The sequence below is a fragment of the Halocola ammonii genome (genome assembly GCF_049334165.1).
Taxonomy (GTDB): domain Bacteria; phylum Bacteroidota; class Bacteroidia; order Flavobacteriales_D; family Sanyastnellaceae; genus JBEGHD01.
The window spans coordinates 162,094-185,534 of record NZ_JBEGHD010000001.1 but is presented as its reverse complement, the minus strand read 5'-3'; the positions used below and the strand labels follow the sequence as shown (position 1 = coordinate 185,534).

At 46.2% G+C, this 23,441-nt stretch carries 15 protein-coding genes and 2 tRNA genes; 12 read left to right on the top strand and 5 right to left on the bottom strand.

The window, feature by feature from the left end; all coding sequences use genetic code 11:
- Positions 1-77: 77 nt before the first annotated feature.
- Positions 78-1,790 carry an ABC transporter ATP-binding protein gene (locus ABHV44_RS00745; protein ID WP_459072718.1) on the bottom strand — a complete coding sequence of 571 codons (1,713 nt, stop codon included), beginning with the start codon at positions 1,788-1,790 and terminating at the stop codon, positions 78-80.
- A gap of 322 nt (positions 1,791-2,112) precedes the next feature.
- Between ABHV44_RS00745 and ABHV44_RS00740 the strand changes: the two genes are divergently transcribed.
- The 3 genes from ABHV44_RS00740 to ABHV44_RS00730 all read left to right on the top strand — a co-directional run bounded on the left by ABHV44_RS00740 (position 2,113) and on the right by ABHV44_RS00730 (position 5,565).
- Positions 2,113-2,871, top strand: coding sequence for a YebC/PmpR family DNA-binding transcriptional regulator (locus ABHV44_RS00740; RefSeq protein WP_459072717.1), 759 nt, complete (start codon positions 2,113-2,115; stop codon positions 2,869-2,871).
- Positions 2,872-3,344: 473 nt separating this feature from the next.
- The gene (dnaG, locus tag ABHV44_RS00735; protein ID WP_459072716.1) at positions 3,345-5,306 is read left to right on the top strand and encodes a DNA primase; all 1,962 of its coding nucleotides are present in this window, start codon (positions 3,345-3,347) and stop codon (positions 5,304-5,306) included.
- A gap of 136 nt (positions 5,307-5,442) precedes the next feature.
- Positions 5,443-5,565 carry a GIY-YIG nuclease family protein gene (locus ABHV44_RS00730; protein WP_459072715.1) on the top strand — a complete coding sequence of 41 codons (123 nt, stop codon included), beginning with the start codon at positions 5,443-5,445 and terminating at the stop codon, positions 5,563-5,565.
- A gap of 288 nt (positions 5,566-5,853) precedes the next feature.
- On the opposite strand, the gene recJ is transcribed toward ABHV44_RS00730, so the two are convergent.
- Positions 5,854-7,602: a single-stranded-DNA-specific exonuclease RecJ gene (recJ, locus tag ABHV44_RS00725; RefSeq protein ID WP_459072714.1), complete on the bottom strand. Its 1,749-nt coding sequence runs from the start codon at positions 7,600-7,602 to the stop codon at positions 5,854-5,856.
- A gap of 123 nt (positions 7,603-7,725) precedes the next feature.
- Here recJ and ABHV44_RS00720 point away from each other — a divergent pair, with 123 nt between their 5' ends.
- Together ABHV44_RS00720 and ABHV44_RS00715 are read left to right on the top strand one after the other, a co-directional pair.
- The gene (locus ABHV44_RS00720; RefSeq protein ID WP_459072713.1) at positions 7,726-8,718 is read left to right on the top strand and encodes a hypothetical protein; all 993 of its coding nucleotides are present in this window, start codon (positions 7,726-7,728) and stop codon (positions 8,716-8,718) included.
- A 123-nt stretch (positions 8,719-8,841) separates the two neighbouring features.
- Complete coding sequence (locus ABHV44_RS00715; RefSeq protein WP_459072712.1) at positions 8,842-9,834, top strand: hypothetical protein; 993 nt, start codon at positions 8,842-8,844, stop codon at positions 9,832-9,834.
- A 356-nt stretch (positions 9,835-10,190) separates the two neighbouring features.
- Here the strand turns inward: ABHV44_RS00715 and ABHV44_RS00710 are convergent, their stop codons facing one another.
- Together ABHV44_RS00710 and ABHV44_RS00705 are read right to left on the bottom strand one after the other, a co-directional pair.
- The gene (locus ABHV44_RS00710; RefSeq protein ID WP_459072711.1) at positions 10,191-11,183 is read right to left on the bottom strand and encodes an OmpA family protein; all 993 of its coding nucleotides are present in this window, start codon (positions 11,181-11,183) and stop codon (positions 10,191-10,193) included.
- Positions 11,184-11,522: 339 nt separating this feature from the next.
- Positions 11,523-12,965: an aldehyde dehydrogenase gene (locus tag ABHV44_RS00705; RefSeq protein ID WP_459072710.1), complete on the bottom strand. Its 1,443-nt coding sequence runs from the start codon at positions 12,963-12,965 to the stop codon at positions 11,523-11,525.
- A gap of 146 nt (positions 12,966-13,111) precedes the next feature.
- Between ABHV44_RS00705 and ABHV44_RS00700 the strand changes: the two genes are divergently transcribed.
- From ABHV44_RS00700 to ABHV44_RS00670, 7 genes are all read left to right on the top strand, one after another.
- Positions 13,112-13,185 (top strand) — tRNA-Gln (locus tag ABHV44_RS00700).
- A 156-nt stretch (positions 13,186-13,341) separates the two neighbouring features.
- On the top strand, positions 13,342-14,718 hold the full coding sequence (locus ABHV44_RS00695; RefSeq protein WP_459072709.1) for a cytochrome ubiquinol oxidase subunit I: 1,377 nt from the start codon (positions 13,342-13,344) through the stop codon (positions 14,716-14,718).
- Between the two features lie 13 nt (positions 14,719-14,731).
- Positions 14,732-15,766: a cytochrome d ubiquinol oxidase subunit II gene (cydB, locus tag ABHV44_RS00690; protein WP_459072708.1), complete on the top strand. Its 1,035-nt coding sequence runs from the start codon at positions 14,732-14,734 to the stop codon at positions 15,764-15,766.
- A 21-nt stretch (positions 15,767-15,787) separates the two neighbouring features.
- Positions 15,788-16,627: a hypothetical protein gene (locus ABHV44_RS00685; protein WP_459072707.1), complete on the top strand. Its 840-nt coding sequence runs from the start codon at positions 15,788-15,790 to the stop codon at positions 16,625-16,627.
- Between the two features lie 92 nt (positions 16,628-16,719).
- Entirely contained in the window at positions 16,720-18,222 is a 1,503-nt protein-coding gene (locus ABHV44_RS00680) for a sensor histidine kinase (protein ID WP_459072706.1), read from the top strand.
- Between the two features lie 7 nt (positions 18,223-18,229).
- Positions 18,230-19,807 (top strand): hypothetical protein, encoded by a 1,578-nt coding sequence (locus ABHV44_RS00675; protein WP_459072705.1) that lies wholly within the window; start codon positions 18,230-18,232, stop codon positions 19,805-19,807.
- Between the two features lie 67 nt (positions 19,808-19,874).
- Positions 19,875-19,956: transfer RNA gene (locus tag ABHV44_RS00670), tRNA-Leu, on the top strand.
- A 415-nt stretch (positions 19,957-20,371) separates the two neighbouring features.
- On the opposite strand, the gene leuS is transcribed toward ABHV44_RS00670, so the two are convergent.
- Positions 20,372-23,176: a leucine--tRNA ligase gene (gene leuS / locus ABHV44_RS00665; protein WP_459073005.1), complete on the bottom strand. Its 2,805-nt coding sequence runs from the start codon at positions 23,174-23,176 to the stop codon at positions 20,372-20,374.
- Positions 23,177-23,441 lie beyond the last annotated feature (265 nt).

The window sequence follows — 23,441 nt, the reverse complement described above, 5'->3', positions numbered from 1 at the left end:
GAAGGCAAATGTAAGAAAAATCTTACAAGAATCTGACGAATCTATCAAATTCTTCGACAAAACGTAAAAAGTACCCGTTAAAAGTCTTTTCCGGGTATCGCCTCGATCAACTGCTTCGTGTATGCTGTGGCCGGATAGTGGTACACTTTTTCGGCTTCGCCAATTTCTTCGATTTTCCCCTGACGCATCACCATAATGCGGTCGCTCATGTGTTTGATTACCGACAAATCGTGAGAAATGAAGATGTAGGTCAGTTCAAACTCTTCTTTTAGGTCGTTGAGCAAATTGAGCACCTGGGCCTGTACCGACACGTCAAGTGCCGAAACCGATTCGTCACAAATAATAAAGCGCGGTTCCAGGGCGAGCGTACGAGCAATCACAATTCGTTGGCGCTGTCCACCAGAGAAGGCATGGGGATAGCGATTGTAGTGCTCAGCGCTAAGTCCCACTTTTTCCAAAAGCGAAATGGCAGTGGCTTTTCGGTCGGCTGCGCTTTTGCCAATGCCGTGCACTTTCATCGGCTCGGTGATGGTTTGCCCAACAGTTTTGCGGGGATTCAGCGAAGAGTAAGGATCCTGAAAAATAATCTGAATCTCTCTGCGCAGCTTTTTCCATTCAGCTTTCGAAAAGCTGCTAATGGTTTTTCCATCGTAGATAACTTCTCCAGAAGTGGGTTTGATGAGATGAAGGAGTGCCCGACTTAGCGTGGTTTTGCCACAGCCTGACTCGCCAACCAGTCCGAGCGTTTCGCCTTTAAAGACTTCGAAACTCACTTCGTTCACCGCTTTCACATATTCGGTTGGAGCAAATTTCTTCAACCAGCTTTTCTTCTGCGGATACCACTTATTGAAGTTTTTTACTTCGAGGAGCTTTTCGGTGTGTTTTGGTTTTTCGACTAACCGGTCGAAGTCGGTTGCTGGTTTATCTTCCAGAAAATCTTTGAGCGTAGGCAGCCGGTGGCGGTTTTTTCGCGGGTTTGGCCGGCAGGCTAAAAGACCTTTGGTGTAGTTGTGTTGCGGATTGGCAAAAATCTGATCGGCAGTGCCGGATTCCACCACTTCTCCGCGATACATCACCAACACGTGGTCGGCAATTTCCTGCACCACGCCCAGGTCGTGAGTGATAAAAATCAGCGACATCCCAGTTTTTTGCTGAAGCTTTTCAAGGAGTTGAAGAATGTTTTTTTGAACGGTGACATCGAGAGCTGTAGTCGGCTCATCGGCAATCAAAATGCGCGGCTCGCAGCTCATGGCCATGGCGATCATCACGCGCTGTTTTTGTCCTCCGGAAATTTCGTGTGGATAGCTGTCGAAGATCTTTTCGGGCCTGGGAAGTTCGACTTCGTTAAAAAGCTCGATCGTTTTTTCTCTTGCCTCAGCAGACTTCATTTTCCGATGGAGTTGCAGCATTTCGGCTACCTGATCTCCGCAGGTGTAAACCGGATTCAGACTGCTCATTGGTTCCTGGAAAATCATGCTGATCACGTTTCCGCGCAGTGACCTTTTTTCCCTGTCGGTTTGGGTGATGAGGTTTCGCTCTTCTTCGTTTTGACGGAGAATGATTTTCCCGTTTTCGATCACTGCCGGGGGCATGGGCAGCAAATTGAGAATGGCGAGCGAGGTTACAGATTTCCCCGATCCGCTTTCACCAACAATGGCCAGCGTTTTTCCCAGATCAAGGTCGAAGGAAATGTGCTTGACCGCGGGATTGAGTCCTTCGTCACTTCTAAAAGAAATGGACAGGTCACTGACTTCGAGTATCGGCTTCGCAGAAAGGGTAGATTCGGCCATGGATTGTTTTCATTTTCCGAGTGCAAGGTAAGGAGAATAGGTAATTAGGTAATTTGGGGATTGAGGAAGCTCGAGCTGTTGGGTTTTATTCCTACGCTGAAGCTTGCGCCTCCGCTAAAGCTTCAGCGGCACGCGGGCGGAGCACAAGTGGGATTTGATGCTTGAGTTTTTTGAGATGTGATAATGTTGTGGGGCTCGACTTTTTGGCGTTTGCCGTTTTGGATTTTGGAATTTGGTGCTTGGTGCTTGGATTTTGCACTGCCTTGACACAAATACCTTCAATCCCTTAAATTTACCGTCCGCAAAAAGAAAAGGAACAGAGATGGCAGGACACAGTAAGTGGGCGAATATCAAACACAGAAAAGGTGCACAGGACGCCAAGCGCGCCAAAATCTTTACGCGAATTATTAAAGAGCTAACCATTGCTTCGCGCGATGGCGGTCCCGATCCGGAGACCAATCCAGCTCTGAGGCTGGCGATTCAAAATGCCAAGGGTGCCAATATGCCCAAGGACACGATGGAGCGCGCCATTAAAAAAGGTCAGGGTGACGACAGCGGAAACCTGCAGTCGATGACTTTCGAGGGCTACGGCCCAAACGGAATCGCCATGTTTGTGGAAGCCACTACCGATAACCAAAACAGGACCGTGGCAAGTGTCCGGTCGATTTTCAACAAGTTTGACGGCAACCTCGGAACCAATGGTTCTCTCAGTTTCATTTTCGATGCTAAAGGCGTTTTCACAATCAAAAAAGAAGAGCTCGGTGAGCGCGATCTTGATGAACTGGAGATGGAATTGATTGACGGAGGCCTCGAATCGATGGAGCGCCTCGATGAAAAGGTTGTGCTTTACACTACTTTCGAAGATTTTGGGAAAATGCAGAGCAAGCTCGAAGAGATGAAAATCGAAACAGAAAATGCCGAGATTCAGCGCATCCCGAAAATTACAAACGCTCTGCCGCTCGATCAGGCGCAGACGATTCTGAAGATGATAGACAAGTTTGAAGAAGACGATGATGTGAACACGGTTTACCACGACATGGAACTTACCGATGAGCTGATAGCCGAACTGGAAAAAGAATAAATCCGCCCTTTAACCAAAACCTATACATAACAACCTGCAAGAAGAGAAGGGAGCCGCAAACGCTCCCTTTTTTAATTTAGGTGGATGATGAAAAAATTGGATTCCAGAGACCTCTTCGTCACAAATGCTAATTACTTTTGCTAGCTCCTTTTTAGAGAGAAGAAGCTCCGAAGACGACAAGCTGAAAACTCAGTAGTTGTTCTAATTGGCTTGACCTCGAAGACGGATCGGCCTTGAGCTCGCGCAAAAAGTTTTTCAAAATCGAGACTTACGGAAACCGAGAAGCCGACAGGATCACTCGGTCGGAGTTAGTTGAGATGAAGTAAAATTTTGAGTAGAGGTCACAGCCTTGATTTTTTTCTTTCTTTTTTCATCAAGGAAAAAAGATAAATTGAACGACTGAATCGAATCGTGATAATAGAAGGAGTTAATTCCGTAGAGAGTTACCGTTTTGATGCAATTGATTTAACCACATGATCCCAAAGGAAACCATAGATAAGATCTACGAGAGCATCATGATTGAGGATGTGGTTGGGGATTTTGTGCAGCTGAAAAAAGCCGGCACCAATTACAAGGGGCTCAGTCCGTTTACCAGCGAGAAAACGCCATCGTTCTTCGTGTCTCCTGCAAAGGGAATCTACAAGTGTTTTAGCTCCGGGAAAGGTGGTAATGCCGTTAACTTTTTGATGGAGCACGAGAGGTTTAGCTACCCTGAAGCTCTGCGTTGGCTGGCTGATAAGTATGGAATCGAGGTTCAGGAAGAGGAGCAGAGTGCCGAAGAAATTGCAGAACTCAACGAGCGTGAGAGTCTCGCTATAGTAACCACCTATGCCCAGGAATATTTCACCAAACAGCTTTTCGAATCCGAAGAGGGTCGCGCAGTGGGGCTTTCGTACTTCAAGGAGCGTGGCTTCCGTGAGGAGACCTGTAAAGAATTTTTGCTCGGCTACTGCCCGGACGACTGGGATGCCTTTACCCGGGAGGCGCTCAAAAACGGTTACGAACTCAAGTTTCTGGAGAAAGCCGGACTTACCAAAACGAGAAATGGCAGTCCCTATGATTTCTTCCGTGGCAGGGTAATGTTCCCGATCCGCAACATCAGCGGAAAGGTGATTGGCTTTGGGGGACGTACTCTGAAGAGCGATAAGAAAGTCGCCAAGTATTTCAATTCTCCCGAAAGCGAGCTCTACAACAAGAGTCGAGTACTTTACGGGCTTTACCTGGCGAAAAACGAAATACTTAAAAAAGATCTCTGCTACCTTGTTGAAGGCTACACCGATGTAATCTCGCTTCATCAAAATGGAGTTGAAAATGTAGTTTCCTCATCCGGTACTTCGCTTACTGAAGGCCAGATCAGGCAGATAAAGCGCTACACCAACAACATTACGATTCTCTACGATGGCGATCCGGCCGGGATCAAAGCTTCGTTCCGCGGAATCGACATGATTTTGTCGCAGGGGATGAATGTGAAGGTTGTGCTTTTCCCGGAAGGCGAGGATCCAGACTCGTACGCTAAAAGTGTGAGCACTACCCAGCTCAAAAATTACATCGAAAACGAGTCAAAGGACTTCATTGTTTTCAAAACAGATCTTCTTGCTGAGGACTCAAAGGACGATCCGATTCAGCGGTCAACACTTATCAAAGAGATTGTCCATTCGATCTCGCTTATTCCCGATGCCATCCAGCGTACGGTCTATATCCAGGAATGTAGTCGTTTGCTCGACATGGAGGAGGAGACGTTGCTCGCTGAGACCAATCGGCTGATCCGCACAAGGCAGAACAAAAGCACTGCATCCTCGCATCGTCCACAACGCCAGCCGGAGTCGGAGACTACTCCTGTTTCCGTTCCAAAAAAAGATTCAAAAGAAGCTCAGTCGCTAGAGCCGCAGGAGCGCGATTTGGTGCGGATTCTACTTAATTACGGAGACCGAGTGATTGAGGTAAAGCACTTCGATGAAGAAGTTGAGAAAGAAGTGGATGAAGAAACATCTGTTTCGGAGTACCTGATTTATGAGCTCCACCGAGATGAGATTCACCTTGAGTCGGAGGTTTTTCGATTGATCACCGAAGAGTACGAGAAGATTTTGGAGGAAGATCGTTTTCCAGACGAAAAGCATTTTACCCAGCATCCAGACATTCGGATCAGCGAAGTGGCAGCCAGTATTTTGGCCAATCAGTACGAGCTTAGCGAAAACTGGGCGGTGCGCCACAAGATCTATCCAGAGACCGAAGACATGAAGATGAACAAGGCGGCCAAAGATGCGATCTATCGATTAAAGCTCAGTTGGCTCGGACGCGAAATTCACGAGGTGGACCAGAGTCTTAAAGAGGGTGAACTCGATGATCTCGAGCTGCGGTTGTTACTCGAACGCAAAAAGAAACTTATCGAAGTCCGCAACGAGCTTTCGGCCTACTTTGGTAGTGTGATTTTGTAAAAGATTACACTCTTTTCTTTTCAACGAGCCTTATTCATGTTGAAAATGAGTCTGTGTGTTGGCCGTTTCTCGAGCGGAGTCGAGAGAGAGGTAGGGGAGAGAAATTTATCAAACTAAATTCTTGAAAGCTTGACTTATGATTTGCTACATGTACATCCTCCAATGTTCCGATAACAAATATTATGTTGGATCCACAAGGGATTTGATTGAACGAGTTAGACTTCATCAGAAAGGGCAAGCTTCTCGTTATACAAGTTGAAGACTGCCTGTTGAACTAGTGTACTACGAAGAATTTCATCGAATTGATGAGGCATTTAGCAGAGAACACCAAGTAAAAAGATGGGGAAGAGCGAAGAAAGAGGCGCTGATCGAAGGAGAGCATTCAGACCTTCCAATACTAGCTAGATGCAAGAATAAATCGCATGTTCATAACTGGAGAAGCCATGAAAAATGAGGATGTTACAGCGCGAAGCGTCCCTGCTTGTCTCGACTCCGCTCGACAACCGGCTCTCCCACTTGGTAATGGCTAGCCTTTTAAGCCAAAGACTTATTCCAGGTGAATATCCTTCACATTCAATTGAAGAGTGCGCTGGCCTCTAAAAACATTTTCTTCGAGTGTGTAAACCATAGAAAATGGTTGACCGGCTGCCAGTTGGCTGGCATACTTTCCTAGTCCAAATCCAATTCCACCAAGGGCGTTGGTATCTGTAGTCACTTCGAGTTTGAGGTGCGCGTTGTCAGATCCCACAGAGCGGGTTCTCGGTGAAGCCACTACGTTTTCGGTTTTAAAAACCGGCCGCATGTTTCCCGGTCCAAATGGAGCGAAGTGTTTCAACAGCTTGTAGAATCCTGCAGTGATTTCGTGGAGCTCGAGATTTAGATCCACGGAGACTTCGGGCGTACTGTGTTCTTCGCGCAGAAGCTCGCTCACTGTTTTGCCAAAGCTCTCGCGAAATGTCTCGAGGTTTTCTTCGCGTATACTGAGCCCTGCCGCCATTGGGTGACCGCCAAATTGTTCGATGCAGTGGTCGCAGGCTTTTAGCGCTTCGTGGATGTCGAAACCTTCTACCGATCTGGCTGAGCCCGTGGCCATTCCGTTTTCAATTGTCAACACGATAGTAGGACGGTAGTACTTTTCAATGAGTCTCGATGCCACAATTCCAATCACTCCTTTGTGCCAGCCTTCTTTCCAAACAACGGTGGCGGTGCTCATTTCCAACTCTTCGTTGCCAGCAATCATGGTCAATGCCTCACCTGTTGTTTCTTTGTCGAGGGTTTTTCTTGTGGAGTTGGTTTGCTCGAGAAGTTTGCTGAGTCTTTCGGCTTCTTCCTCGCTCTCGGTGGTGAGCAGTTCCACTGCAGTTTCTCCCGAGTCGAGCCTTCCCGCTGCGTTTATTCTTGGAGCGATCAAAAAAACCAGATCTGAGATTGAGACATCTTTCGTTCTCGAAAACTTGGCACTTTTAAAAAGCTCAGTAATTCCCGGACGACCGTTTTCAAAAACGCGCTTCAAGCCAAAGGATGCCAAAGTTCTATTTTCTCCGGTTATCGGCACTATGTCCGCTCCGATACTCACGGCCAGTAGGTCAAGGTATTCGTAAAGGTTGGCGGTTTCGTAACCAAGGTTTTTGAATAATCCCTGCATCAACTTGAACCCAACCCCGCAACCCGAGAGTTCTTTGTAAGGATAGTTGCAGCCCTCTCTTTTTGGGTCGAGCACAGCAACGGCTTTAGGTACTTCATCTCCGGGTGTGTGGTGATCGCAGATTATAAAATCAATTCCACGCGAACTGGCGTAATCGATCTTGTCGATTGCCCTTATTCCACAGTCCAGAGCGATAATAAGATTGAAGCCATTTTCTTTGGCGTAATCAATCCCTCTTTCTGAAACTCCATATCCTTCTGAGTAGCGGTCGGGAATGTAGTAGCCAGTAGAAATTTCCAGAGATTTTAGCACTGAATACACCAACGCTACAGAGGTTGTTCCATCAACATCGTAGTCACCGTAAACCAGGATTTTTTCACCTTCAGTGATTGCTTTCTCAATGCGGCTCACAGCAGCATCCATGTCTTTCATCAAAAAAGGATCGTGGAGTTCATCGAGGGAAGGCTTAAAAAAGGCCTTCATTTTTTCTTCAGTGTCGATTTCTCGCTGAGCGAGGAGTGAGGCAATTTTTGGGTTAGGGTTTTGGCCACTCAGCGATTTCCAGGCTTCGTTCACTTTTTCGAGTATTACCTCATTTGGCAAATTTTCTTCTCGCCATCTGATCTGTTCTGAAGCAACCTCTTTGTTCATTTTAGGGACATGTTTAGTGTACTCAAAGATTGGCATTTCAAGTGTAGCAATCAAAAAAAATTATTAACTAAGCTAAATTTTACCCAAATTCGCTTTTCTAACCGTTAGCAAAACCTCTCTGGAATGAAGAATATCTATCTCATCTTTGGTTTCATTTACCTCTTTTTGTTGTCTTTCGCTTTTGCAGCTTGCAGTCCCGATGAGGACGAGCTGATTCCCGAAAGCTGTTTTGACGGTGTGCTCAACCAAAACGAAACTCAAATCGACTGCGGTGGCGTGTGCGATCCGTGCGATCCATGCACCAATGGAGTGCTCGACACTAACGAGCAGTGGGTAGACTGCGGTGGCAATTGTCCTCCCTGTGAGCCGTGTGCCAATGGGCAGCAAGATGCCGATCAGGGTGAAACCGGAATCGACTGTGGTGGACCTTGTGGGCCTTGCGCAGAGCTGTGCGATGATGGACTTCTCAACGGAAACGAAGAAGGAATTGATTGCGGTGGTGAATGCGATCCGTGCCCCTCGTGTGAAGACGAAATAATGAACGGCCAGGAGACTGGAATCGATTGTGGAGGACCAGAATGCGAAGATTGCCCTGAAACTGCTGGTGACTGTACAAATGGAGAACAAGACGGGGATGAATTCGGAGTTGACTGTGGCGGTTCGGCATGTATGCCGTGTGAGTACTACTTCACATTTTCCGTGAGTGGTGCGGGAAGTTTGGACGGTTCTTACGATGCTCCGACCTTTACATCTGCTCTGGAAGCACCTGGACTAGTGATGACTGGCGTTGGACTGAACGATGCAGTGGTGACTATCAGTATGCCTGAGCCGCTTGCCGGATGGATGAATGCCGCAGGATACAATACTGTGTTTAATGAAGAAACAGCTGATGATGTAGGTCGAGTGATGACTCTCACTGCACCAGGAAGCGGAACAGTCTACACCACCAATGACCCTGATGGGTCTGCAACACTTACCATTACGGAAATTCGCGGTGAAGAGCCGATGTACATAAAAGGTACATTTACCGGAGGAGCCTTGGTGGAGGACGTTACTGGAGTTGGAGAGACAATCTCAATTGGTTCTGGAACGTTCTACATGCCAATTCCAAATTAAATTTCTATATGGTGCAACCAAAGTCACTTCGATCGTGTGAAGTGATTAAAATCACTGTTTAATCAAACTATACCAGAAATTGTATCTTCGGAGGCTCTAATTGCCTGACAAAATTCTTTAGAAATGAAAAAAGCGTATTTAATTTTCGGGTTCCTCTATCTCTTTTTGGGATCCTTCATAATCACCGGGTGCCTCAATCCGGATAACGAAATTCCAGCTAGCTGTTTTGATGGAGAGTTGAATCAGGATGAAGTTCAGATCGATTGCGGTGGAGTTTGTGACGAATGTGATCCTTGTACAAACGGTGTGCTCGATGAAAACGAAGTTTGGGTTGATTGTGGTGGCGAAGATTGCCCTCCATGTGAACCTTGCAATAACGGACAGCTTGATGCAGACCTCGGAGAAACAGGAATTGACTGCGGTGGAAGCTGCGTTCCCTGTGCAGAGCTCTGTAACGATGGACTTCTCAACGGTAACGAAGAAGACATTGATTGTGGTGGTGAATGCGATCCTTGCCCGAGCTGCGAAGATGAAATTCTAAATGGTCAGGAAACAGGGATTGATTGCGGTGGACCAGAGTGTGAAGATTGCCCTGAAACTGCAGGAGACTGCACCAACGGTGAGCAAGACGGAGATGAGTTTGGAGTAGATTGCGGTGGATCAGCTTGTGAGCCTTGCGAATATTACTTCAACTTCTCAATTGATGGACAAGCTTACGAGTGTCCAACTTTCACGGCACAGCTCGATGGAAATATGGTATTGCAGGGAATTACGCTTGACGATTACACCTTGAATATTTCGTTTAATCAACCTCTGGTTGGTTGGGCCAGTTCAGAAGGAGTCGAAATAACTTTCAATACTGAGTTCGCTCCTGAAGGTGACCTTATGTTGTTGGTGCCTCCAGGTGGTGGCGCTGATCCATTCTCATCGGCAGGTGTAGAACCTGAATCTCCTCAGGCCGGTGTGCTCACTATTACTGAGATCAGTGTGGAACCTCCGGGCTACATCAAAGGAACTTTCACCTCTTCGTTGCTTATCGAAATGTCTGGAGGAGTAAATCCACCTGAGATCACAGTTTCGAACGGAGAATTCTTCATGCCACTAACTCCACCATAAGAGACTCAAGAATATTTTTTACGGTTAATGATTCAACCCCTGCTGCGTTTGCAAAGAATGCGGTAGGGGTTTCTTTTTGCTGTGAAATCAGCTTGTTTTAAATGGCGCAGTAAGTTTGGTTCAGCTAAATTTGCGTGAATGAGCTCTAGGAAGTGACTTCACTTTATTATTACTCGAGAATGCCCAGATATGCATCCATTGGATCTATTGAGTTTCTCAAAAAGAGCATCAAAGCTGAATAAAAGTTCCAGTGATTTTACCCCTGAAAGAAGCATAAAAAAAGCCGACTAGATACTGAATCAAGTTCAGCATGACAGTCGGCTTTATTGTGAATTCAAATGCTCAAAAATAAAGCCCTATGGCTTCTCACCGATGATCTCGAACAGTTCGTTGAGGTTAGGTGAAAGAATGATTTCAATTCTTCTGTTTTTAGCTTTGTCTGAAGGATCTACAGGGACGTACTCGCTCTTCCCTGCGGCAGTGAGAATCTTCGGATCGATGTCGCTGTTTTCCATCATGATTTTTACAACACTCGTAGCACGAAGCACACTCAGCTCCCAGTTGTCACGAGGGATAGAGCTAGATCTGATTTTGTCGGTGTCTGTGTGACCTTCAACAATGATCTCCAGGTCTTCAGTGCTTTCGATTGCTTTAGCAAGGTCAATCAGAGCTTGCTTACCCTCCTGATCGATGGCAGTGCTTCCTGATGGGAAAAGTAGTTTTGCTTCAAGACTCACGTAAACTTTTCCGTTTTTCTGCTCCACAGTAAGACCTTTGTCTTTGAAGCCGAGAAGTGCTTTAGAAATCTTTTGTTCAAGTGCAGCCACTGCAGAGTCTTTTCTGGCAATAAGGCTTTCAAGTTCGTTTACACGTTGTTCACGTCTCTTCAGCTCTGTGCTCAATTCGTTCAGGTTTGCCTCTTTTGCGTTCAGTTCAGATTCCAACTGATTGAGTCTGTCCTCTTTTCTCTGCAGTTCCACCTGTGTTTGTTGCAGCTCAGAAAGAAGCTGACGATTTTCTGCGGCTGACTCCTGGAGTAGCTTGTCACTTTTTTCGGAGAGTATTTCGTTTAAATCATTGATCTTGTCGTACTGATTTCTCATGTGGCGCAGAGAAGTCCCGAGCACTGTTGTGTCATTCTTCAATGCGGCAATTTCCTCTCTCAACGTTTCATTCTGTGATTCCAATTCACTCAATCTGCTTTCGATTGATTCATTTTCGCTTCTCAGTTGGTCGTTTGCAGCTTTCAACTGGTTGTTTTCAGTCTGGACTTCCTGAAACTTTCTGCTTGGTACACAGGCCGAAAGAAATCCGGCTACCAAAACACACATCAAAATTGTTCTCTTCATGACTTTGCTTTTTAAGTTACACAAAAATGGTGGCTTTCGCCAGTCACATTTAAGCACTGAGGTGTTTTTTTGAACATAAAAATGTTGGTGGTCAGTGATTTTAGATAAAAGCCATTCATGCCCGGAATCACGCATTTTACACTTTTTAGCACAAATCTTCGGTGAAAAGGCAATTTTTATCGATGAAAATGCATTATCTTAACAGATAACCTAATTGAACTATAGTAAGATGAAATGGATTACCAAACTCGAAGAGTGGTTTAACCGGCAGTTCGGCTGGTTTTTCACCAACGGATTTAAAAAGCAAAACAGGATAGAGTCGAGAATTGAATCGAACGATTAAAGTTCGATGCAAACGTTTTGAGGTTCAGTAAAGAACTTGAGTGCCTCGAATCCTCCTTCTCTTCCTACCCCAGAATTTTTGACTCCTCCAAATGGTGTGCGTAAATCGCGCAGGAGCCAGCAGTTTACCCAAACGATTCCAGACTCTAGCTGTGCTGAAAGCTTGTGAGCTCGATCGAGATTTTGAGTCCAAACAGTAGCTGCCAGTCCATATTGCGTGCTGTTTGCTTTTTCAACAGCTTCTTCGTCTGAGTCGAAAGGCATGAGCGTAACCACCGGGCCGAAGATCTCTTCCTGATTCGTGCGGCAGGTATGGTCTAGTCCTTCTATCACGGTTGGCTCGATGTAGTAGCCTCCACTGAGTTCACCATCCATTTTCACTCTGTTTCCACCGGCCAAAACTTTACCGCCTTCTTCCTTAGCTAGCTCGATGTAGCTGAGCACTTTATTCATGTGGTCTTCGGAAACTACGGCTCCCATTTTTGTTTTGGGATCAGCGGGGTTACCGACTTTCATCCGTTTCACTTTTTCTACAAAAGCATCTCTGAATTTGTCGTAGATCGACCTCTCAATGAGAATTCGCGAACCGCAAAGGCAAATCTGTCCCTGGTTGGCAAAAGAGGATTTTATGGTCGTTGAGAGCATTTTGTCAAAATTGCAATCGGCAAAAATCAGATTCGGGTTTTTACCTCCCAGCTCGAGCGAAAGTTTCTTAAACATCGGTGCTGCAGTGCGGGCGATGTACTCACCGGTTTTGGTGCCTCCGGTAAAAGAAATGGCTTTGATCTTTTTGTGCTTAATGATGGCATCTCCGGCTTTTGGCCCGAGACCGTGCACGATGTTGATCACACCTGCTGGCAATCCGGCTTCTATGCAAAGTTCACTGAGTAGAAATGCGGTGTAGGGCGTTACTTCCGATGGCTTGGCTACCACGCAGTTGCCGGCAGCCAGAGCTGGAGCAATTTTCCAGGTGAACAGGTAAAGAGGCAGGTTCCACGGAGAAATGCAGCCGACTACTCCGATTGGCTTTCGGTTGGTGTAGTTCACCGCGCGGTTTTCCATGATGTGCGCCTCGCTGTGGAAGTGATTGATGGCAGACGCGAAAAAGCGAATGTTGCTTTCAGCTCTGGGAATGTCTACGGCTGTGGCAAGGGAAACTGGCTTGCCATTGTCTTTCGACTCGGCCGCAGCGAGCTTGTCCAAGTTTTGGCCGATTAAATCTGCCAGATGGCTAAGGATTTTTGAGCGCTCGGTGTAGGGCGTGTTAGACCATTTTGGAAAAGCTTCTTCGGCAGCCTTCACAGCGCTTTCGATGTCTTTTTCAGTAGAATCAGGAATTAGGGAATAGACTTTACCTGTAGCTGGTTCAACGTTGTCGAGATATTCTCCCGATAGAGGAGCCAACAATTTTCCACCGATGTAATTTGCCAGTTTTTCCATGCCGTCTTGCGCTTTTCTTTGTGAGGAGGTAAAATTAGCCATTTGCAGAGAAAGAAAATGGGGCCAATAAATTTTCTGGAGGGTGTTAGGCGAATGAAAAAAGTTTTTTATTTTTGCCGTCCTAATTCGCGGAAGCGAAGGACGATTGTCCCATGGTGTAACTGGTTAACACGTCTGGTTTTGGTCCAGAAGAGTCTAGGTTCGAGTCCTAGTGGGACAGCAGGAAAGAGGAAGTGAAAGCTTCCTCTTTTTTTATGCCCAGACTTTTCCAATTACTCTTTTCCAGAGTCAGTGATTTTTTCTCAAAAAGAGCCTCGAAAACTTGCCCCAGAATCTACGGCTCGTAAATTTGAGTGATTTTCTAATACACCTACTTATGGATGTCGAAATATTAGCCCGGATCCAGTTTGCCTTCACAATTGCATTCCATTATATCTATCCTCCGCTGAGTATTGGCCTGGGTTTGCTGATGGTTTTTTTCGAAGGGAAATACCTGGCCACAAAAGACAAGCAGTATCATGCACTAGCCCGGTTTTGGACCAAAATTTTTGCGCTGACATTTGGAATTGGCGTGGCTACCGGAATTGTGATGGAGTTTGAGTTTGGAACCAATTGGGCGACTTACTCCCGCTACGTGGGTGACATTTTTGGAAGTGCTCTGGCAGCAGAAGGAATTTTTGCTTTTGCTCTTGAAAGTGGCTTTTTGGGCGTGTTGCTGTTCGGCTGGAATCGCGTTTCGCCAGCGGTGCACCTCATTGCCACAGTTGGGGTATTTTTAGGGAGCTTGTTTTCAGCCATCTGGATTGTGGTGGCAAACAGCTGGCAGCAAACCCCTGCGGGATATCACATCGTAGGTACTGGAATGGATGCCCGAGCCGAGATCACAGATTTTTGGGCCATGGTTTTTAATCCATCTTCTGTAGAGCGGCTAACGCATGTTTGGATCGGAGCGTTTCTGGCGGGAATCTTTTTGGTGTTGAGTGTGCATGCCTACTACTTGCTCAAGGGCCGTTTTGAAGTAATTTCAAAGAAAGCCATTCGCATCGCGCTCATTGGGGCGGTTGTTTGTTCATTGGCGCAGCTTTTTGTTGGCCACATTTCTGCAGAAGGTGTTGCCAAAAACCAACCCGCAAAGCTCGCGGCTTTTGAGGGACACTACGACACCACAGCCACAGCTGCTGATCTTTACCTTTTTGGCTGGGTAGACAAAGAAAATCAGGAGGTCACAGGACTCGCTGTTCCCGGAGGATTGAGCTTTCTGCTTCATCAGGATTTTGAAACACCTGTGACCGGACTCAACGAATTTCCCGAAGATGAAAGACCCGGAGCTGTAAATGCAATTTTCCAATTTTATCACCTGATGATAGCAATCGGCATGGCTCTGATTGCGATTTCTCTGTATGGAGCTTATCTGCTGTGGCGTAAAAAACTGTTTGACAAACGCTGGTTTCTCTGGGTGTTGGTGTGGGCAGTCTTTCTTCCGCAAATTGCCAATCAGGTGGGGTGGTTTGCTGCCGAAATGGGCCGGCAGCCCTGGGTGGTTTATGGTTTGTTGCGGACATCCGATGCGCTTTCTTCGGCCGTTACCTCGAGTCAGATTATGACTTCATTGATTCTTTTCTCTATTGTTTATGCTCTGTTGCTCGTGTTGTTTTTATACATGCTCAACAAAAAAATAAAACATGGACCTGACGAAGGAGAGATGATTGATCAGCGCAGCAAAACAGAGGACTACACCAAAGCACTGACATAAAATGCAAGGAGAAATGGAAACGATATTCGGCATTGATTATCCCACACTTTGGTTTTTGGTGGTCGGTGGACTGTTCTCCGGCTACGCAGTGCTTGATGGATTTGACCTGGGAGCAGGGTTTTGGCATTTATTTTTGAAAAAAGACAAAAGCAGAAGAATCGCCTTGAATGCCGTTGGACCGGTTTGGGATGGCAACGAGGTTTGGCTCGTGATTGGAGGAGGAGCGCTCTTTGCAGGTTTTCCAAAAGTCTACGCTTCGCTGTTTTCGGCCATGTACTTGCCATTCATGCTGTTTTTAATCTTCCTCATTTTTAGGGCGATCTCTATAGAATTTAGGAGCAAAGAGGAAATGAAGTGGTGGAGAAATATGTGGGATGTTTGCTACTTCGTGTCCAGCACCATGCTCGCTTTTCTGCTTGGAGTGGTTGTAGGCAATGTGTTGCAGGGCTTCGAAATGGATCCAACCGGGCAGGTCCACATCTCACTTTTTGAGGCACTCAATCCTTTTGCCATTCTGATTGGACTCACGGCAGTAGCACTTTTTGCCACGCATGGCGGCATCTACCTCACCATGAAAACTGAAGGCCGGCTATTCGTGAAAATCACGAAGCTCGTCAATCGAGCCATGATTGCTTTCATCGTTTTGTTTGCCATCAGCACGCTCTACGCGCTGATTTATTTCCCGCACCTTTCCGACAAGGTGGCGAGTTCACCTGTATTTTTCATTTTGCCCTTGCTCGCGTTTTTGAGTATTGCCAACATCCCGAGGCTGCTGAACAAAAGGAAGTATCAAATGGGCTTTTTGTTCTCTACTCTCGCCACGTGCTTCTCACTTGCACTGGTGGCTTTTGAGCTTTATCCAACAATTCTTCTTTCTCCGGAAAATGTGGAAAACAGTTTGACGGTTTACAACTCTTCGGCTTCGCAAAAGTCGCTTGGAATAATGCTTACCATGGTGGCTATTGGGTTTCCGCTTGTGGCTTTTTATACCTTCTTTGTTTACAAAACTTTCTGGGGCAAGGTGAAGCTCGATGAAACCAGCTACTGAAAATTTGAACCTTTGACGAACATGAGCCACAAGATTTTATTACCAGGTCTAGTTCTATTGTCTTTGGCGTTGGTGACTTGCTCTCCTCAAGAGGAAGAGAAGTATCCCAACGAAGGATTTTTTGAAACAGAATCGGGTTTCTTCAAGTCCTATTTTCCATATCCGCCTGAAGTAGAGGTTGAATACGGTCCAAATAAAACCTTGGTAAAGGAAACGATGTTGACCTCCGATTTTGAGCAGGCAACGCGATCGGGTCACATCCTGCTTTACGGTGAAAGAGAAGAGAGCAAATACGTAAGCTTTCCTGAAGAGGTGCTGAGTTCATTTGGAATCAACACGCGGCAAATTGGTCGCTCCTTTAAGCACGAGCCCACTGGACTGAAGGCCTATAAGGTGGAAGGCGACAGATTTTCGGGAAGCTTGCTTGTAGACGAAAGAAAAAACCTGACGATCTACAGCTTCGGGCGAGAAGAAACTGTGGATAGCCTGATTCTCAAGGATCGCTCCTTGTCCGGAGTGAAAATTGAATACATTATCAACATCAAGCCAGAAATCGAGCTGGAGTCTGGGTGGGATTTGATTCGGCAGTACGACAACTTCTCCGATACGCTGCACTTCGCAGAAATGGAAGCAACAATAATGGACTCTACACTTGGCACTTACAGTTTGATTTTTGCGGCTGAAAATTGCTATCCCAAAGAACTTTTGATCGACACTCGCGGAGCTCATGTAGGCGGTAACACTATCTACACAAATGAACTGGACATAAAAATGGAAAAAGGTGAAAACCAGCCTCGACCACCGCTTGGAAAGTTGTCTTTCAACAGCCAGTATTTAGGTTTTTTGTGGGAAGTGTATTAGAAATAGAAAGACCGACCATTCTTTTCGAAATCCAAATAAACTGTCGAGCATTCCGTTAGCATTTGGCTATATTTCGACCGTATTCTTATCGCATGAATCTTTACTCCAATAAACAACGCTGGAAACTCGCGCTCCTCATTGTCGCTGCTGTGATCGTGGGAATCACTTTGTGGTACTCTAACTTCATCGCTGACAAGATTAAGAATGAAGAGCGGCAGAAAGTAGAACTCTGGTCGGAGGCGATTCAGCGAAGGGCAAAGCTTGTGAAGTTTACCCAGGAGCTTTTTGACGAACTGCGTGATGAAGAGCGGAAGAAAGCTGAAATCCTGAGAAGAGCTTACAAAATTCTCGACAACCCGAAAGACGCGAGCGACCTTACTTTTGTGACCGAATTAATATGGTCGAATACCACCATTCCGGTGATGATTTTTGATGAGAGTGGCAGAAAGATGCTCGACAAGAACTTGCCTGAGGACAAACAAAACGATCAGCAGTACATCGATTCGCTGAAAACGGTGATTGAAGAAAAGGAGCAAATCATTGAGTTCGACATTGCCTCCGATAAGCAGTACCTCTACTACAACGACAGCTACATTTTCGAGGAGCTTCAGGTGGTGTTAAATGATCTCATCAATTCCTTCATTTCTGAAACCGTGATGAACTCGGCAAGCGTTCCTGTGATCCTAACTGACAGCAGTCGCTCTGAAGTGATTAGGGTGGGAAATGTAGAAGAGAGCTCTATCGACACGCCTGAGAAACTACAGGCTCGAATTCGAAGCATGGCCGAACAGAATCAACCCATTCAGATTGAACTTCCCGGCCAGGGAGTTAACTACATCTTTTACGAAGACTCCGTTATTCTTACTCAGCTGAAGTACTACCCGGTGATCCAACTGATTTTGATAGGAGTGTTTTTGCTGGTAGCGTACTTGCTCTTCAGCACTTTTAGAAAAGCAGAGCAAAACCAGGTTTGGGTGGGAATGGCCAAAGAAACAGCTCATCAACTCGGCACGCCTCTCAGCTCGCTAATGGCCTGGATGTCGATGCTCGAATCGCAAGGTGTGGATAAAGCTACCATGATTGAGCTGAACAAGGATGTGGAGCGGTTGGAGATGATTACGGACCGATTTTCTAAGATTGGGTCCAAGCCGGATTTGAAGGAGCTTGACATAGTGGAAGTGCTTGAAGAATCTATGGAATACCTGAGAAACAGGCTTTCTCGTCAGGTTAAGTTCACCATCGAGGCTGATGAGCGACCAATTTTCGCAAAGCTGAACAAGCCACTTTTTAGTTGGGTTATAGAAAATTTGACCAAAAATGCAGTTGATGCGATGGGCGGAAAAGGGGAGTTTAATATTCATATCTCTCGCCTTGAAGATGAAGTTTTTGTCGATGTGAGCGACACCGGAAAAGGAATTTCAAACAGAAAGAAAAAGACCGTTTTTGAACCTGGGTTTACCACCAAGAAACGCGGATGGGGTCTTGGGCTTTCACTGGTGAAGCGAATCGTTGAGAATTATCACAGCGGCCGCATTTTTGTTAAGAGATCAGAAGTGGGCAAAGGAACCACCTTCAGGATCATACTCAAAGATTAAACAATAGATGTCGAAGTCCAAAATTCAAAAAATCCTCAGGCTAAAATCTGTTCTCGTCATTCTTTTGGCAGTGACTTTTGTTGCCAGTGCACAGCAGCCAGGTGTAAAGTGGAGCAAGGACCTCGATCGAGATCGGAGCGAGCGATATCTCGATATCATTGGCGCCAACGACACCTCCTTTTTTGTTTTTAAAGCCGTGAGGGGGAGCGACCGTACCTTCAAGCTAGAGCAGTTTAGTCGAAACACCATGAAGCTCGAAAAGGAAACCGAAGTGGAGCTTCCTTTGGTTAAAGGCGAGCCGACTTTTCTCGACAATTTCTTTTATCTCAACAATCGTTTTTTCCTCTTCAGCAGTCATCAAAATACGAAGACAGAGAGGAGAAAGGCCTACGGAGTGCAGGTTGGTCTAGACGGGAAGTTTATTGGAGATGTGGTAGAAATCGATGATTTTTTTCTTGGGAAAAAGGAAAAGCAAATCGAATTTGACGTGAAGCTTTCAGTTGACAGCACACACTTTTTGGTTTACCACAATCGTCCGTACTCAAAAGAAAGCGATGAGGTTTTCTCCTTTAGAGTGCTAGACAAAAGTTTGCACCTGGTACACGAGAAAGAAATTTCCCTGCCCTACGATCAGGGTGCTTACGAGATCACTGATTATCTTTTTGATGGAAGGTCAGACATTTATTTGCTAAGTGGCATCACGCCAGAAAAGCAGGAAAGAAGACTCCAGCGAGTGGGGCCGGAAAACAAGCGCTACGTGCTCCTTAACTACAACTTTGAGTCGAACAAACTCAAGGAATACGATGTGAGCGTGAAGGACAAATGGATCAACTCCGTCACTTTTGGAGTTACTCCCGATGGCGATTTGGCGATAGGCGGCTTTTATTCCAACGACTTTCGATTTGCGATTGCAGGAACTTTCTACTTTTTGCTCGATGGATCCAACAAGTCTGTGAAAGCGTCTGGCCTGATGCCGTTCGACAGAGAGTTTTTGCGCAAGTTCAACGATGGCGGTCGAAAGTCTGAGAACCGCGAGTTAGAAGATTACTTCTTTGATCACTTTTTGCTCTTCGAAAATGGCGAAGCGCTGCTCGTGGCTGAGCAGTACTACATGAGCGAAATGATTCGAACCGACCCGGCAACGGGATACCAAACCATCACTTACACATACAACTACAACGACATCATTTTGGTGAAAATCAATGCGAATGGATCTATTGCCTGGAATGTGAAGGTGCCGAAGTATCAGGCTACGGTGAACGACAACGGACCTTATTCCTCTTATGCTTTGGTGTGGAATAAAGAAAGAATTCACCTCGTCTTCAACGATCATCCGGAGAATCTGGCCCGGCTAAGAAAAGATGAAAATGCAGGGCTCCGCTCATTTGGCAATGTCAGAAAATCTGTCGCTACTGTGGTTACTATCGAACGAGACGGAAAGATGAAACGGCAAAATCTTTATGAATCACGTGACGAAAATGTAGTAATGAAACCCAAGACAGCATTTCAGTCAGGGCCCAAAGAACTGTTGATTTACGGAAAATGGAGACGCGACTATAAATTCGGACGCATTCGATTCGACTAAATAAGAAAGAGTTTTTGGAGAAAAGGAAAAAACCCTAAATTCGCACTCCTTTTTGAAAGGGAGCCATGCCTGAGTGGCGGAACTGGTAGACGCGCACGACTCAAACTCGTGTTCCTTCGGGAGTGTGGGTTCGATTCCCACCTCAGGTACAAAAAACAGTGTGAGTGTGAAGAGCGAGAGCGAGACACATCACGCTGTTTTTTTTTACTCAATACTCACACTCCAACTCAAACTGTCTTAAACCTTGAGAGCGACAGCGAACATTCTGCTCTGTTTTTTCCCTCTTTACTCAAACTCACACTCAAACTTTTCTCCCCTCTTCTGACTCCAGCCCATAGATCGCGAGAGCGAGGCACACCACGCTTTTTTTTCTTTTACCCTACATCCGCGTGCCGCAGAAGCTTTAGCGGAGGCGCAAGCTTTAGCGAAGTAGGGGCTCAATACTCACACTTTTTTGATTTTCATTTACGCTCTGACTTTATTGCCTTCGTTTTTCGTAAGCACAAAAAAAGAGCAAACAGCCGAAGCTGATTGCTCTTTTGAATTTTTGAGTGAGTAAAATTTCTAAACCACCACATTCACAATTCTTTTCGGAACTACAATCACCTTTTTGGGATCTTTTCCTTCGAGGTATTTGCTAGCGCTTTCGTGCGTGAGAGCTGCTTTCTCTACATCTTCTTTTGCAGCATCCGCAGCTACCGTGATCTGGTAGCGCACCTTTCCATTGAATTGCACCGGATACTGAATTTCGTCCTCAGCCAGGTGCTTCTCTTCGTGCTTTGGCCATTCCGCGTCAGTCACCGAGCCTTCTTTCCCGAGCATTTCCCACATTTCTTCAGCAAGGTGAGGGGCGTAAGGGCTGATCAAAACAACAAGTGGTTCGAGAACGCTGCGACTCGCGCATTTCTGATCCGTCAGTTCGTTCACGGCAATCATCATGGCACTTACTACTGTGTTCAATGAGTAGCGCTCGAGATCGTCCGTCACTTTTTTGATGGTTTTGTGGACCGATTTCAAATTCTCTTTGGTGGGCTCGCCATTGCCAGCTGCTTCAAAAAGTCGCCAGAATTTTTTCAAAAACCCGTGAACTCCGGTGATCCCTTGAGTATCCCATGGTTTGTATTGCTCAATCGGCCCGAGAAACATTTCGTAGCAGCGCAAGGTGTCGGCTCCGTATTTTTCAACGAGCTCGTCTGGCGTTTCAACGTTGAATTTCGACTTCGACATTTTTTCGACCTCCACACCGCAAACGTAAGTGCCGTTGTCTTCCAGCACAAACTCCGCATCGGCAAAGTCGAGACGCCATTTTTTAAATGCTTCCACATCCAGCACATCGTTTTCCACGAGGTGAATGTCTACGTTCATGGCAGCTATGTCGTAATCTTTTCGCTTGCCGGCAGTCACAAATTTGTTCGTGTTTTTGATGCGGTAAACGAAGTTCGACCTACCCAGAATCATTCCCTGGTTGATCATTTTTTTGAATGGCTCCTCAAATGGGATTAACTCAAGATCGTAAAGGAATTTGGTCCAAAAGCGGGAGTAAAGCAAGTGACCTGTAGCGTGTTCTGCCCCACCGATGTAAAGATCAACCTGCCCCCAATATTTCACTTTTTCAGGATCGAAAGGCTGCTCGTCATTCTGTGGATCCATGTAGCGCAAGAAATACCAGCTGGAGCCGGCCCAACCTGGCATGGTGTTAAATTCCATGCGGTCTCCGTGGCTCACGTTCCAGTCTTCTTTTTTGGCTCTAGCCAAAGGCGGCTCTCCATCTTCGGTAGGCAGATATTTGTCTACCGGAGGAAGAGTGACAGGAAGCTCTTCATCGCTCACCGCATAGGGCATTTCATTTTTGTAGTAGATTGGGAATGGCTCGCCCCAGTAGCGCTGGCGGCTGAAGACAGCATCGCGCAATCTGTAGTTCACCTTGCCGCTTCCAAATCCATTTTGCTCCAGTACTTCGATAGCTTTCGGAATAGCCTCAGCGGCTTTCATTCCGTTGAGGAAATCAGAGTTTTTGAGCACTGCATCTTTGTCTGCGTAAGCTTCCTCGCTGATGTCTACATTTTCAAAAATCGGTTCGATGTGAATGTCGAAGTGCTTCGCAAAATCAAAGTCGCGCTGATCGCCTGCCGGAACGGCCATCACAGCTCCGGTTCCGTAGCCTGCAAGCACGTAGTCGCCAATCCAGATTGGAATTTTCTTGCCACTGAGTGGATGCTCGGCATAAGCTCCGGTAAACTCCCCGGTAATATTTTTCACGTTGGTTTGGCGGTCTCTTTCGGTTTTGAGTCCCGCCTGTTTCACGTATTCTTCAACTTTCTGTCGTTGCTCGTCTGTAGTTATTTTTTCTACCAACTCATGCTCCGGTGCCAAAACCATGAATGATGCCCCGTAGATCGTATCGGGGCGGGTAGTAAAAACTTCAATTGAAGCATCGTGGTCCGCAACCTGAAAGAAAACGGATGCACCTTTGGACTTCCCGATCCAGTTGCGCTGGATTTCTTTTATCGCATCGTTCCAGTCGATTTTTTCGAGGTCTTGCAAAAGGCGTTCAGCGTAAACGGTGATTCGAAGGCTCCACTGTCGCATCAGCTTTTGCTCAACCGGATGTCCACCACGTTCTGATACGCCATCTTTCACCTCGTCATTGGCCAAAACGGTTCCCAAAGCGGGACACCAGTTCACCCAGCTGTCCGCCAGGTAGGCGAGGCGGAAGTGCATCAAGATTTTTTGCTGCTGCTCCTCGCTCATCGATTTCCAGTCGGTAGCTGTAAACTCTCCGGAAAAGTACTGACCGAAGTGAAAACCGGAAGTATCGAGGTCTTTCCACCAGTTTTCTTCCTGAGCCGCATCCACGTTGTATGTTCCGTTAGCTTCGAACTTTTTGATCAAAGTGTCGATTGGTTCAGCCTTGTCAGTTTCTTTGTTGTACCACGAGTTGAAGAGTCGCTTGAAAATCCACTGCGTCCACTTATAGTACTTTGGATCGCTGGTGCGCACTTCGCGGTCCCAGTCGTAGCTAAATCCAATTTTGTCGAGCTGCCTGCGATAAGTTGCGATGTTTTCTTCAGTGGTGATTTTCGGATGCTGTCCAGTCTGGATAGCGTATTGCTCAGCAGGAAGTCCGAAAGAATCGTAGCCCTGAGGGTGAAGCACGTTGAATCCCTTGTGGCGCTTGTATCTGGCGAGAATGTCTGAAGCGATGTAGCCCAGCGGGTGACCCACATGAAGCCCCGCACCTGAAGGATAAGGGAACATCTCTAGTGAGTAGAATTTTGGCTTGTCCTTATCGATTTCAGTGTGGTAAGTCTTTTCCTCTTTCCACTTTTTTTGCCACTTTGTTTCAATGGCGTTAAAGTCGTACTGCATCATTCTCGTTTTTCGTGTTGCACGTGAGCTGTTGAAGTCGCGAATTTAGGGAAATTAGAGAGGAGAAAGCTATTCAGGCTAAGCGGCATCTTGTGGATTTTGTAATCACGCAACTCTTTTGGCGATTAATAAAATCTCACCATTCTTTACAGGTCTGACTGAATCTAATCTCTGACATTGAGGCAACTAAAAATCTACTCTAACAGTCATTGAACTACACAAAATCTGAGGATCTTTTTGCCGGGATAGGCCGTTGTGATTGAAG